The 13,465-nt window shown below is 43.2% G+C and carries 9 protein-coding genes and 6 tRNA genes; 2 read left to right on the forward strand and 13 right to left on the reverse strand.

What is annotated here, in order from left to right:
• Nucleotides 1-7: 7 nt before the first annotated feature.
• Nucleotides 8-316 (forward strand): PA2817 family protein, encoded by a 309-nt coding sequence (locus tag SOJ49_RS10575; RefSeq protein WP_369854476.1) that lies wholly within the window; start codon nt 8-10, stop codon nt 314-316.
• Nucleotides 317-436: 120 nt separating this feature from the next.
• Here the strand turns inward: SOJ49_RS10575 and SOJ49_RS10580 are convergent.
• The 6 genes from SOJ49_RS10580 to SOJ49_RS10605 form a co-directional block, all read right to left on the reverse strand.
• A tRNA-Gly gene (locus SOJ49_RS10580) sits at nt 437-512 on the reverse strand.
• A gap of 32 nt (nt 513-544) precedes the next feature.
• A tRNA-Glu gene (locus SOJ49_RS10585) sits at nt 545-620 on the reverse strand.
• 62 nt (nt 621-682) lie between these two features.
• Nucleotides 683-758: transfer RNA gene (locus tag SOJ49_RS10590), tRNA-Gly, on the reverse strand.
• Between the two features lie 32 nt (nt 759-790).
• A tRNA-Glu gene (locus tag SOJ49_RS10595) sits at nt 791-866 on the reverse strand.
• Nucleotides 867-928: 62 nt separating this feature from the next.
• Nucleotides 929-1,004, reverse strand: a tRNA-Gly gene (locus SOJ49_RS10600).
• Nucleotides 1,005-1,036: 32 nt separating this feature from the next.
• Nucleotides 1,037-1,112 (reverse strand) — tRNA-Glu (locus SOJ49_RS10605).
• A gap of 209 nt (nt 1,113-1,321) precedes the next feature.
• On the opposite strand from SOJ49_RS10605, the gene SOJ49_RS10610 reads away from it, so the two are divergent.
• Nucleotides 1,322-2,524 (forward strand): glycosyltransferase, encoded by a 1,203-nt coding sequence (locus SOJ49_RS10610; protein ID WP_369854477.1) that lies wholly within the window; start codon nt 1,322-1,324, stop codon nt 2,522-2,524.
• A 44-nt stretch (nt 2,525-2,568) separates the two neighbouring features.
• On the opposite strand, the gene rfbD is transcribed toward SOJ49_RS10610, so the two are convergent.
• The 7 genes from rfbD to SOJ49_RS10645 form a co-directional block, all read right to left on the reverse strand.
• A complete protein-coding gene (gene rfbD, locus SOJ49_RS10615; RefSeq protein WP_369854478.1) occupies nt 2,569-3,447 on the reverse strand; it encodes a dTDP-4-dehydrorhamnose reductase in 879 nt (292 codons plus the stop codon).
• On the reverse strand, nt 3,444-4,007 hold the full coding sequence (gene rfbC / locus SOJ49_RS10620) for a dTDP-4-dehydrorhamnose 3,5-epimerase (protein WP_369854479.1): 564 nt from the start codon (nt 4,005-4,007) through the stop codon (nt 3,444-3,446). The genes rfbD and rfbC overlap by 4 nt, the downstream gene beginning before the upstream one ends.
• The gene (gene rfbA, locus SOJ49_RS10625; protein WP_369854480.1) at nt 4,008-4,886 is read right to left on the reverse strand and encodes a glucose-1-phosphate thymidylyltransferase RfbA; all 879 of its coding nucleotides are present in this window, start codon (nt 4,884-4,886) and stop codon (nt 4,008-4,010) included.
• 9 nt (nt 4,887-4,895) lie between these two features.
• The gene (gene rfbB, locus SOJ49_RS10630; protein ID WP_369854481.1) at nt 4,896-5,945 is read right to left on the reverse strand and encodes a dTDP-glucose 4,6-dehydratase; all 1,050 of its coding nucleotides are present in this window, start codon (nt 5,943-5,945) and stop codon (nt 4,896-4,898) included.
• Nucleotides 5,946-6,159: 214 nt separating this feature from the next.
• Nucleotides 6,160-7,248 (reverse strand): glycoside hydrolase family 99-like domain-containing protein, encoded by a 1,089-nt coding sequence (locus SOJ49_RS10635; protein WP_369854482.1) that lies wholly within the window; start codon nt 7,246-7,248, stop codon nt 6,160-6,162.
• Nucleotides 7,245-12,266, reverse strand: a complete 5,022-nt coding sequence (locus SOJ49_RS10640) for a glycosyltransferase (RefSeq protein ID WP_369854483.1) — start codon at nt 12,264-12,266, stop codon at nt 7,245-7,247. Before SOJ49_RS10640 ends, SOJ49_RS10635 begins: the two co-directional genes overlap by 4 nt.
• 46 nt (nt 12,267-12,312) lie before the next feature.
• Complete coding sequence (locus SOJ49_RS10645) at nt 12,313-13,464, reverse strand: glycosyltransferase family 2 protein (protein ID WP_369854484.1); 1,152 nt, start codon at nt 13,462-13,464, stop codon at nt 12,313-12,315.
• Between the last annotated feature and the right edge of the window lies 1 nt (nt 13,465).

Raw genomic sequence — 13,465 nt, forward strand, 5'->3', positions numbered from 1 at the left:
AAAATACATGAGCGAACAACCAAACCACATCCGCTTGCTACAGAAACTAAAAAGCCGCTTGGAAGCGGCTAGCGAAAGCGAAGTGATTAATACAGATATGATACACCAGCTTGCGGCCTTGATTGATCAGCTGACGCAACAGTCTGAAACAGCCTACGAAGATACCCGCCAATGGCTCAACAACCTGATGATGCACACCCCCCAACTGGCGCCAGCTATCGACCGGGAATTGCTATGGATATTCGGCGGCGACTGCCTGCATTACCTGACCGATGAAGAAATCCGCCTCTTTCAACAGCAGGATGAAGAAAACTAGCTAACACTCCCATCACACTCAAGAGTAGTTGTTTCAGCAATACTTGAGTGTGATAAGCAAAATCCATACGAAAAACGCAATAAAAAAGCCGACCCATCTCTGAATCAGCTTTTTAAAATTTGGAGCGGGAAACGAGATTCGAACTCGCGACCCCGACCTTGGCAAGGTCGTGCTCTACCAACTGAGCTATTCCCGCTAACTCTTCCCTCAATATAACGCCGAGAAGAATGGTATCCCCAAGGGGATTCGAACCCCTGTTGCCGCCGTGAAAGGGCAGTGTCCTAGGCCTCTAGACGATGGGGACACAGAACCAACAAACTACAAATTCAGACCACCTTATGCAACACAGAATGTAAAAGCATAAAATGGAGCGGGAAACGAGATTCGAACTCGCGACCCCGACCTTGGCAAGGTCGTGCTCTACCAACTGAGCTATTCCCGCCTGACACTTCTCTATCACAATACAGAGAAAAGTGGTATCCCCAAGGGGATTCGAACCCCTGTTGCCGCCGTGAAAGGGCAGTGTCCTAGGCCTCTAGACGATGGGGACACAGAACCAACAAACTACAAATTCAGACCACCTTATGCAACACAGAATGTACAAGCATAAAATGGAGCGGGAAACGAGATTCGAACTCGCGACCCCGACCTTGGCAAGGTCGTGCTCTACCAACTGAGCTATTCCCGCCTGACACTTCTCTATCACAAAACAGAGAAAAGTGGTATCCCCAAGGGGATTCGAACCCCTGTTGCCGCCGTGAAAGGGCAGTGTCCTAGGCCTCTAGACGATGGGGACGTCTCTGAAGTGGTGCGTATCATACTTACCTTATTTTTTAATGCAAGCCCCTATCAGAAAACAATTGGGTAGAAGATTGCTGCCATTATCACGAAATGCTCTCCCGGTAAAAAGCTTTCCAATTATTTTCCAAACATCGGACTAACTCTACCAAGCTCCAACCCATCCCTATATTATGGTAACATTTTATTTTTAACACAGTGAACCAGATGGAAACTGCCAGCCCGCTTCAGCCAGAAACTATTCTGTATGTCAGCTTTTCGAAAAGAGGTCAATACTACGCCAATGACGCTTCAGCTCGATATCGTTGTATCTACCAAGCAATGAAAAATTCCGCTGCCGGCATTCAGAGCGATATTATTCATATTTCAGAAATCAAAAAACTGGACTTAACTAACTATTCTAGAATCATATTTCATCGTCCTAGAATATCAATAAAATTAAGAGCATTAATAAAAAAAATTCATAAACAAAATATTATTGCAGAAGCTGATTTTGATGATTTATTATTCCGACCAGATCTTGCTTATTCTTCGCCAACGGTCCTCAGCAACAAAGAAAGTCTTACATCAGCAAAAAAAAACGCCCAGCGCTCTAAAGCTGCTCTGTTATTATTTGGCCACTGTCACATGTCTACCACCGAGCTTATCAATGCAGCAAAAGACATTCACCCTCAGTGCCGCTATACTTTCACGCCAAATCAAATACCATCTTTTGAAAAACCAGTTCAAAATCATTCGATTAAAAAAAGATTTAACAACAAAACCATTCGATACTTTCCAGGAACAGCTCACCATGCCAGCAATCTTAAAATAATTGAATCAACTTTAGCAAAGTGGCTCAAAAAAAATACAAATGCAAAATTGCACATCATTGGGGATATTGAAATTTCTTCAGTACTAAACAACCTAGAACAAGTTCTGCTTAGTAACAGCCTACCTTATACGGAGCTCAATCAGTATATTGATAGCAGTTGGGTAACCATTGCCCCGTTGCTGAACAATCCTTTCAATACCTGCAAGAGCGCCCTGAAATTCTGGGAAAGCGCAGCCCTCGGAGTACCTGTCATAGCTTCCCCAAATCCAGATTTCGAAAGGTACTACTGTGACGGCTTGGAGCTATTCAGCAATCAAGACGAATTTGAGTTGGCTCTAAATATTCTCAGTGATGAACAGAAATACTACAAAGCGTCTCTAAGCGCGTTACAGGCTGCCGAAAATGCTTACTTCACTTGTCCCATCAACGCAATAAAAAAGATTACTAACAACACATCAATCAGCAGCCTAAACAAATTGGAAACCAGGCCAGAAACACATCACCGCTATAAAAAGCAATACCAAAAATTCAAGAAACTTATTCGATCACCAAAACAGTTTTTCAAAGACTCGATACTGAACACATTCAGAAACTAAATAAGAATGAGACCAAATCTACCGCATGTAAACTAAAGAAGCACTCAAGTAACCAGTCGACTCAATACGATATCAACGGCCTTTTTCCAGTCAGACTGAACAATACCCAAACTCCAAAGACTACTACAATCCAAGACAGAAAATGCAGGGCGCGGCGCAGCTGTAGGGTATTCGTCCGTAGACAATTGTTTTAGCAAAGGTGGCTTAGTAATTATCCCCTGAGCTACAGCCTGCCTATGAATTTCCCTTGCAAACGACCACCAACTAACAGCAACATCCCCAGAGAAATGATGAACACCTGACGGAAAAGAGTCTGCCTTCCCAATAGCTACAATAGCCTTGGCGAGATCTCCAGCATAAGTTGGACAACCAACCTGATCCCCAACCACTCCGAACTCATCTCGAGTCTCAGCAAGCCGAAGCATTGTTTTAAGAAAGTTGTTTCCATATTCACTGAACACCCATGCCGTCCGAATGACACACCCTAACCCTCCAAGATTTACAACACTTTGCTCCCCTGCCAACTTCGTTGAGCCATAAACCGTGTTTGGTGCCGCCGTATCATATGGCTGATAGGCAGTTGTTGATGTGCCATCAAAAACATAATCCGTTGAAATATGTATTAATCGGGCGTTAATATTCTTACAGGCATTAGCAAGATAACTCACTCCCAAAGCATTTACCTTAAAAGCGGATATCGTATCAGATTCTGCCTTATCAACTTCAGTATAAGCAGCTGCATTTAAAACAATATCAGGAGCAGTACAAGTTATCAGATCACTTACGGCTATCTCATTCGTAATATCCAGTTCAGAAGAAGAAAAAGTGACAATATCATGTTCAAGAACTAAATTTTCTAATGCCAAAGCATCTTGCAAACAACGCCCAAGCTGTCCATTAGCCCCTGTAATCAACCATTTCATACTGTCGTCCCTATTTTCAATTCACGAAGACACCCCGCATTTAAATCCTTCTCTGACAATTTTAATTGATGTTCCTCTAGCCGATCTAGAGGCCATTCAATTCCCACATCTGGATCATTCCAGATCAGGCTACCTTCATCAGAAGGATCATAGTAATCCGTACACTTGTATTCAAAATCAGCAACATTTGAAAGGACTAAAAAGCCATGTGCCATTCCTGGTGGCACCCAGAACTGGCGTTTGTTTTCTTCACTGAGAATTACGCCCTCCCACTTCCCGAATGTTAGAGAATCTGGGCGAATATCGACAACAACATCAAAGACCTCCCCCTTGACCACACGCACCAATTTTCCTTGTGGCTTTTTTTTCTGAAAATGCAACCCTCTGAGTACCCCCCGGGCTGAGCGAGAATGGTTATCCTGGACAAACTCTAGAGATATGTCAGCCATATCCCTGTACCGATCCGTCTGAAAAGTTTCCAGAAAGAAACCACGTTCATCTCCGAATATCTTTGGCTCAATGATCTTTACGCCATCAATAGATGTCTGAATTACATTCATTTAGGTATACCCATTTAAAAGTTTTTCTAAATATTGCCCATATCCTGTTTTAGCGAGTGCTCTTGCACACATAGCCAGCTGCGAGTCAGTAATCCAACCATTGGCGTACGCAATTTCTTCGAGGCAAGCAATTTTTAATCCCTGACGCTGTTCAATAGTATGAACAAACATACCGGCCTCAATAAGAGAGTCATGAGTCCCTGTGTCCAGCCAAGCAAACCCTCGCCCAAGAACTTCGACGTTCAAATTGCCTTCAGAAAGATATTTATTATTGATATCAGTAATTTCCAACTCACCTCGCGGCGAGAACTTGACATTCTTGGCAATATCGACGATATCGTTATCGTAAAAATACAATCCTGTTACTGCATAATTTGATTTTGGTTTTGCAGGCTTTTCCTCAATACTGAGCGCTTTTCCCGAGATATCGAATTCAACTACACCAAACCGTTCAGGATCACTAACATGATACCCAAATACAGTAGCACCAGTTGTTCGGGAAGCAGCATTTTTTAGGTTTTCAGAAAAGTGTTGCCCATAGAAAATATTATCGCCTAGCACCAGTGCTGCAGGACTATCAGAAAGAAAGCCCTCACCAATAAGAAAAGCTTGAGCCAATCCATCAGGCGAAGGCTGCACGGCATACGACAATGCCACTCCAAACCGCGAACCATCACCAAGCAAGCGCTCAAAAGCAGGCAAATCCTCTGGTGTAGATATAATCAAAACCTCCCTAATACCCGCCAACATAAGAACGGACAATGGGTAATAAATCATGGGCTTATCATAAATAGGCAATAATTGCTTAGAGACACCAAGAGTAATTGGATGAAGTCGCGAACCAGACCCACCTGCCAATATTATTCCTTTATACTTCATACGCCACCCCTATCCGATACGTTCCAATCGATAATTACCTGATAACACACCTTCCCACCATGATCTATTAGAAAGATACCACTCAACTGTTTTTCTAATCCCTGAGTCAAAACTCTCTTCCGGCTTCCACCCAAGTTCAGCCTGAATTTTGGAAGAATCTATTGCATATCGTAAATCATGCCCAGGGCGATCCACAACAAATGAAATCAAATCATGATATTTATTCACGCCTTTTGGCTTATCGGGAGCAAGTTCCTCCAAAATATCGCAAATAGTTTCTACCACGGAGAGGTTTTTCTTTTCATTATTCCCACCGATATTGTATGTTTCTCCAACAGTTCCTTCAGTTACAACCTTAACAAGAGCCCGAGCATGATCATCAACATACAACCAATCTCGAATTTGATCACCTTTTCCATAAACAGGAAGGTTCTTTCCAGATAGGGCATTCAAAATCACATGAGGAATAAGCTTCTCCGGAAAATGATATGGGCCATAATTATTGGAACAATTAGTGATTAACACCGGCAAGCCATAAGTACGCCACCAAGCCCGGACAAGATGATCAGAAGATGCTTTACTAGCAGAGTAAGGGGAGCTAGGGTTATAGGACGTCATCTCAGTAAACAGGTCATCGGTACCATTTAAATCACCATACACTTCATCTGTAGAAATATGATGAAAACGAAAGTTTTCTGGCTTTCCTCTCTGCACCCAGTATTCACGGGAAGCCTCTAGTAAATTGAAAGTCCCTACGATGTTTGTTTGGATAAAATCAGATGGCCCATGAATAGAGCGATCAACATGGCTCTCCGCCGCCAAATGCATAACCACATCTGGCTTATGCTGGTCAAACACCCTTCTCAATTCTTTTATATTACAAATATCAACTTTCTCGAAAACATAAAAATCCGAAGAAGAGACACTTTCTATAGAACAAAGATTCCCTGCATATGTTAAATTATCAACATTAACAACAGTGTGCGATGTTTCACTCATCAAATATCTAACGACAGCGCTTCCAATAAATCCAGCACCACCAGTAATCAAAAATTTCATTTAACTTCCCCCCAACAAATCACTCAGCATACACCAATCGTAAGCACCAAAGAATCAACATCTGTTTTCACTCCCATATCCACACCACACTGATGCCTTCTTCATGAGCACCTCCGATATTTACCGACTGCGGAGGGCAATAACTTTTTCAGAACGGCTTCCGATGTTCAATGGCCTATTTAGCTATGCTATTTTCCTGACCACCCGCACCCTATCAGATACTAATCTTCGCCGAACCAAGGCCACGATTCAAAGCCTCAAGATATTGGCGCCCATGTATCTGACTTGGCTCAAGCATTGCTCCTTCAGCCCATTCATTCCAAGCATTCACGAAAATAATTGCCTCAGGAACCAAACCACTCTCACATCTAGCGATTGCTACTTTTCCCATTTGTGATACCCAATCCTCAAACAACTCAGGAGTGCTTCCGACAAGGATGTGGGCCTCATTAGGCCGACGAGCTGAATTATCCCAATCCGGAGTGGCGCCAAGGTACATATTAGATAACCATTGATCAGGTCGTAAAGCCGCTGCCTTAACGTGTTCGTAACTTTCGAAATAATCCCCTCTCTCAGCCTCGTATGGAGCGACATCATGTGCATCCATCAACGTCCTTGAACCATGCGGCCGAGGGATGCGATGAGGTGGAAATTGTACTGTGAAATCGATGAACGAATCGAACTCTGACTTATAGTCAGCGTTATAAACAGTACCTATGGTAATGTTTTCCCCAATCCGGTTCTCAACCCGTTTACGTAGAGCATTAACGAATTCTTTAGCCGCAGGCAGCTGACTGATCTGATAAATTATAAATGCAGGTTTACTACCAATACGCACATATCGATGGTCACTCATTGCCTTAACCAAGTCATCAACCAGACCATTCAGAGCATTATCGTCGTAAACCTGCTCTACCAGAACAGAATCACTACGACCATCCCAAGCTTTAGTCCAGGACTCATTAGCCCAGCAGTACAAGAAATCAATAGCGATATCGGGATTTTCAAGAAATATATCCAAGGGGCGATGAAGTGCCCGTTGCGAACCGAATCTATAATAGTAAAAACAAAAAGCATTAACGCCGTGCGACTTTGCAATACGAGCCTGATCTTTCATCACGTCTGGAGCACGTAAATCATAAAAGCCCAGTTCGCCAGGCATTTTAGGCTGAAAATGTCCATTAAACAGAGGTTTGGCTTTTACCACGTTAAACCACTCCGTAAATCCCGCCCCCCATAACTCATCATTCAAAGCTGTTGGATGAAACTGCGGGAGATAAAATGCAAAAGTTCTCAAATTCACAGAACATTCCTCTTGAAAAATTCTTTAATAATTTTTTCAGCCCTAGCATCAAAAGAATGCTGTTTCAGAATATCTATACTCATGGCCTTTCTTACCTCTGGAGAAGGAACCCAATCATTGGCGGTGGCCATTATCTCTTTCAGTTCTAACTCGTTGTCACAAATTTTAACGTGATTGCCAAAAATATCAGAAATCCCTTCCACCCGGTCACTGACGACAACACCACCAGATGCAACAACATCAAATATACGATTAGATATAATTCCAAATCTTGCCATGGTACTCCAATGATCGTTGAGTACTGCAAGCGCAGACTGATAATAACCACTAAGATAGTCGTTATCGAGATAATTGGCTTTAATATAGCTTAATGGAATATAAGCATTCCAGCCATCACCATAAACATCCAAGTCATCTCTATACTTGACTGCCTCCATCACAACACGGCGATATTGATTTCGAGAGTTACCCACGAATAGAAAACGCTCTGTTCTTTGCGACTCGGCCTTGTCTGACCAAAAGAACTTTTGTCTATCGGTAGCCTGAAGTAGCACAGGACTATCAATATCAAAACGCTCATACATCAACTTTGATACACCAGCAGAGGATGAAAAGACGATATCCGCATCTTTGACTTCAGTCAGAGTTACTTTCTCTGGATGGCTAATAATCCAAATAATATTAGCCGCATTATTAGACAGACAGCAATCTACGATTCCGCGAATATGAATCACTAGGTCGATACCGGGCGTACTGTCTGACCAGTAATTGCGCAGACACAGCTCTACTCTATGACCCAACGCAATCAGAGAATTGGAAAGAGATTTTCCAAAGTGGTAATCCCCCCAGTTCAATTTGGTCTCGTCGTCAGGCGCAGGGCAGTTGATCCGGATATTCAAGCCTCGCTCTCCGTAACTCAACTGCGGTAATATACGAATACCAACCCCGGACTTAGCCACCCCACTCTCATCAGCAGACACAGTAGCCTGAGATTGACCGGCCCTACACGAAGAATCCCTCGCCGCTTCAATTTTCCAATTCACCGGCAATCGTAGCGATGTAGTCAGCGCTGTTTTTTCCTTTTGACGCGCTCTCGTGGATCCATGCAAAAAAACAGAACGAGATGCGTACAAACTATGATCAAAGCTGAGCTGAAGTGACTGCTTGTCATTTAGCATGGCATCAAGACAGAGCTTTGCCATCGCCATATTCAGAGAATATTCAAAATCAAACCCGCCAAGTGATTCAAAGAAGTTTTTCTGAATCAGCAGAGGACCGTCGGACGCACCAACACCATGGACAACCACACCGCTCTCTTGTGGCAGTTTTTGCCCTTTCATAAAGTCCACAAGGCTTCCACCCTCTGGCGCAACAGTGAACAACGAGCCTGAAACACGCTTCAGCTCATCAACCACAACAGGGAGCGTGATGTTCGCAGATGATTGACGACCCAACCCAACCAAGTGATCAACCGTAGAACTCTTGTATTCAACATGTCCATGCCAAAACAGGAACTGCTGTCCAACTGCAATGGATGCCCCAAGGTTATATGCAGGGTAATCTAGGAAGGTTCTTGGCAAGTGGATAACCCGCAGACGATTAAGACGCTTACTAAGCGCCACCATTAATCCAGTGGCCTCAATAGACAGTCCATTTGCAATAACAATTAGCTCGTGCGCACCATTTTCTAGATGATAAAGAGCACTCCAGAGATTGGCAAACCGCTCCCGAGCGTCATCATCGTTCAACGACCAGATGATGGAATACGGTATCGATTGATCGGGCGTCGTACCCGTAATGTTTTTAATCATCTGACGAGAAGCTAGGCGATAGTAGTCACCGACAAAAGCATTCGTTGTAATTCGCTCAAGTTTGCCATCATCATCCAGGTAGTTACACCCCACTACTGGAACATAAAAAGAACCACCAAACTGCAACGCTGACCGCCGGATGAAATCCCAGTCAACACAGCGCTTGAGACTTTCATCAAATTTGAATCCGGCCACAAGCACATCTCGATGGTGAACCAAGATGTTCATATCGATATAGTTTTCTCGATCCATCGCGTCTTTATTGTAAACATCCCCACGATAGCGAATCGTGCCAGATGGAGTAAACACACGTAGACCCGAGTGGGAAAGTTTTGCACCAGTCGAAAGCATACTCCCAACCATGCAAGTCAGATAACCTGGCTCCCAAGTGTTATCACTGTCTAGATAAGCAATGTATTCACCACTGGCATGAGATAGCCCGACATTTCGAGCAGAAGAAACGCCAGTAGGAGGAATTCTGACAACTTTTATCTTATCTGAGTTAAATGCCTCACATACAGACGCCGTGCCATCCGTTGAACCATCATCCACAATGACTATTTCAAAATTATTGTAGGACTGCTGTAGGATGGATTCTATCGCCCGTCCGATAACCGTTTCCCTATTGCGACACGGCATGATAATGGAGACCAACGGGGCCTTTCCTGCCAGCTGGACAACCTGTTGAGCCTTATCAAAAATAGCTTCAAATTTAGAAATGTCAAAGCTTTCGTACATTCTCCGAATGTCTTCTCGAAGCATCAGATTGTGGCTATCCTCCTCAGTCCAGGTTTCGATGCTCTCTTCAAAGGCATTGATATATTGATGCACTTCACCAAGCGTAGCTTTAGCATCAAGACCTAAGACGGAAACCCCCGGAGCAAGTTTCTGCGTAGAGGAATCACTCGCATAGAGCAGCTCTCGTACTGATCTCGGCAACACTCGTTCATCGACATCAATCAAAGGGTGAGGTGAAACAGCCTCAATCAGATTATTACAAGCTACATCCCTCAAAGCACCAAGCCCTGCAGGGGCATTTCGCTGAAACCAAAGCGAATCAAATTTTCTAGACGGCCGTCTGTGCCCCTCAACTCTATGACGCGCCACAAAATGTCGTATTGGGCTTTTGGCATTAAGCACTACGTCCAGGTTTCTGCTTCGATAATAAGCCGAATCAAAAACTGGTGATGGGTTAAGGCCTTTCTTTTCACCTACAAGAAGGAAATGCGCAAGCGCCCCCACATAAACAGAAAAATAGCCGTATGTCTTTCGATACCAGATACAATCAAAAACCACATTAGGAGAAAAACCCTGAAATTCACCGGTCGTTAGGTAATCAACAAGTACATTTCTCGGAGTTTTCATATCATTATCAAACTGGGATAAATAGTACTCAATATCAACAACATCTGAATATAGAGTCAAATCACCTGAATTATGCTGCGCAATATAAATTGCCCTTTTAACGGCGCTAGAAAGCACAGGATGAGGAGCAAACTGCAAATCATCTTGACGTATCATATAGTGGTGCAATGGAGTCAATTCTGTATCCATACACAGAGGAATAGATAACGCTTCACTGATCATTCGCCCACAGAACAATACGCTAGGCTCACGCCCTAACATCCAACCACCCATCACATAATCGACCCAAGGAGATACCGTACTATCCAACGAGTAATGATCTCGATACCACACAGTTGAAAACAGCGGGTGCGGATCAACCGTTAAATGCCCACGACATCCACTATTACGAATGAATTCCAGAAACAACTCCGCCCCATCCCGAGCGTCACCCCGAAGCTGGCGACGAACAAAATTCGTGTCAAACAGAGAATGGGGATTCAGTCCCTTAAAAGCACCTACCGTTTTATAATGATCTAAGGGGGATACCGTCTTTGGAAGCATTTCAGACAGTTGAGTTAAATAGTAGTCAGAATCAAAAAATAGATCAAAAATAACATCATCCGACTGCTCTCGCAACTTGTCTGTTTTGGCTAATCCTGGGAAATAACAACTACGATAATACTCAGGAATATCGGAAATGGCTGCTTCAGCATCACAAAGAGATATAATTTTTCGATAAACTTTTTGTCGAGCAACGGCAATACTCTCAATCCACTCAAACCCCAAGACCTCCATCACTTCTATAATCGAGCCTGACGCTGTTACCGAACACAATCCATCAAAAGAACGATATAAGACCGACAGCGGCTGGTCATTATCCCACAGATTCGAGCGATCAAGCAGATCCATCAAATCGAAAGCGACCAGATCACGAACGCCCAACCAAAAATCCCGAAGAGATAGTACCTCACCAGGCTTACCACTCAGAGTCACATCCATTTTTACTGAAACCCGACCGGAATTTTCTCCAATATAAAGATAGCCTGATTGATATTTCAGTGTACTAACACATACCTCTTTTACGACCTGACCTTCAGAAATAAGACAAGGTAGAGTAAAGAGTGAATCGCGTACTCGAACACTCATCAGATTTTCAAACACAAACGACGCATCAGGTATGCTGGCAAGGTAATCAATTACCTCAGGGAGGTGATCACAAGCCAACTGAGAGAATGAAAACTCAAAAGCCGTTTTCATTAACGTATTAAATTTGTTTGAAATATCCCTCCGGGCTGCATGAGGGATAACACTGCAAAGCAACTTGTTCTCCAGATACAAGTCCAGTATAGGCGGTGTGCCGTCTAGGGCCAGAACCCATCCACGCAAGCAACCGTCTGCATACTGATCAACAGCCCCAAGATAAGCAGGCAAAGGTTCACCCAAGCCTAGCCAATCACAATCAAGGCGAGTATCAAGAGCCGCCTCAAGAGCCGCGTAACTTGTCACCACCCCCTCCAGAGCGCAAACAACCGGTAGTATCTGCTGGTTCGCAGCAACACGAATATTAAGCCCCAGAAACTCATCTTGTTTTTGCTTATAGACAAGCAACGAGGAACAGAATTTTTTACCGACCATAGTCTTTATATCGAATACAAAACCTGAAACAGCAGCAACATCAATGCCTAATGCACTACAGACATCAGGGCGATATAGGGAGCAGACCATAGAACCGACTTTCTCATCACCCAGCCAGACTTCCAATTCTACCGGGTCATTCGTATTACAAAGGTCAACACACCACCCCCTGAGAGACCCATTTCCTATATAATCAAAAAAACCGGAAAAGTTACTGTCAGCCACTTAAAACTCCATCTTCCATATAATAAATTTAAACACCAAATCCAAATTAATTACTAAAAATATAGCAATCAGTACCCTTCACCTTAACTGTCAAACCATCTACATCAGCATCATTCGGTATTGGGTGTTTAAATCCAGACAATAAAACATCTGTCATTTCTTTCCTGACAAGATCTGGGCGTTCGACATTCAACTGATACTCTTTCTCTTCACCTGCGTAGCGCAATATTAATACCACATCAGCCATTGAATCAGAAATAACCCAGCCTGTAAAATTGTCAGCCGACTTATCAAGAGCAAACTGAATATATGAGTAATAGTGAGTTTTTTCAGCTAGCTCTTTAACCAGAAAAGCCAAACCAGTTCGAATCGTCAACGAGTGTTTAAAAAGATCAAACGATGCGCGTTGATTCAAATCATGATCTCTAAAGTACGCCACACCTTTCTCCCTATCTGCCGAGCCTGCACCAGATCCCTTTCGACTTTTCTTCTCAAAATGCTCTTTGTACGATTTCACAACAAAATGAGCGACGTAAAATTTCTGATTATTAATATCCACCGTAAAGGGTGAAGGTTGCTCAACAATTTTAGAGGATCGCTCTAACATCCCTGATGAAAAGACCGCACGCGCAAGGTTTTCGTTATAGAAAGATCCCGACGTAATAGCGCATTGATGTATCTGCATATCATCGATACAATCACACTTCACAAGTGATTTTATATGAGCATTTCTAGGTTCATCAGCCTTGGAGCAGCGGCTAAATCTTTCGACAACAAGCCCTTGCCCCGGCAATTTCCGCCCGGATGATCCAAATATTCTCCAGTTCAATGCAACGCCGGCAAAGTCGTCATTATTTTGTGCTCGTTTTAGCCAGTCTTTTATACCCTGACCAGTTTCATTGACCAAGAATTCGTCTGCATCTAGAAACAGAAAGTAGTCATAATCCTTTGAGTAATCCCTTATAATTTTGTCATAAGCTGGTTTCTGAACGCCTATGTCTCGAGAAACACGAGGATGATGGATGCGATTTATAATACCCGCTTGGTCCAACGCCTCAAGTAATTCACTACTACCATCATCGCTGACATTATCCGCAATAAAAAAATCATCCACACCAAGAACATAACGATGATATGCAATCCATTCTAGAATATATTCTGCTTCATTCTTCATGATTGAAACTATTGCAATTTTCATT

It is taken from the genome of Candidatus Thalassolituus haligoni (assembly GCF_041222825.1).
GTDB lineage: Bacteria > Pseudomonadota > Gammaproteobacteria > Pseudomonadales > Oceanobacteraceae > Oceanobacter > Oceanobacter antarcticus.

Coding starts and splice junctions, on each gene's coding strand:
- SOJ49_RS10575 (WP_369854476.1), top strand. CDS start 8: ATGAGCGAACAACCAAACCACATCCGCTTGCTACAGAAACTAAAAAGC.
- SOJ49_RS10610 (WP_369854477.1), top strand. CDS start 1,322: ATGGAAACTGCCAGCCCGCTTCAGCCAGAAACTATTCTGTATGTCAGC.
- rfbD (WP_369854478.1), bottom strand. CDS start 3,447: ATGAAATGGTTGATTACAGGGGCTAATGGACAGCTTGGGCGTTGTTTG.
- rfbC (WP_369854479.1), bottom strand. CDS start 4,007: ATGAATGTAATTCAGACATCTATTGATGGCGTAAAGATCATTGAGCCA.
- rfbA (WP_369854480.1), bottom strand. CDS start 4,886: ATGAAGTATAAAGGAATAATATTGGCAGGTGGGTCTGGTTCGCGACTT.
- rfbB (WP_369854481.1), bottom strand. CDS start 5,945: ATGAAATTTTTGATTACTGGTGGTGCTGGATTTATTGGAAGCGCTGTC.
- SOJ49_RS10645 (WP_369854484.1), bottom strand. CDS start 13,464: ATGAAAATTGCAATAGTTTCAATCATGAAGAATGAAGCAGAATATATT.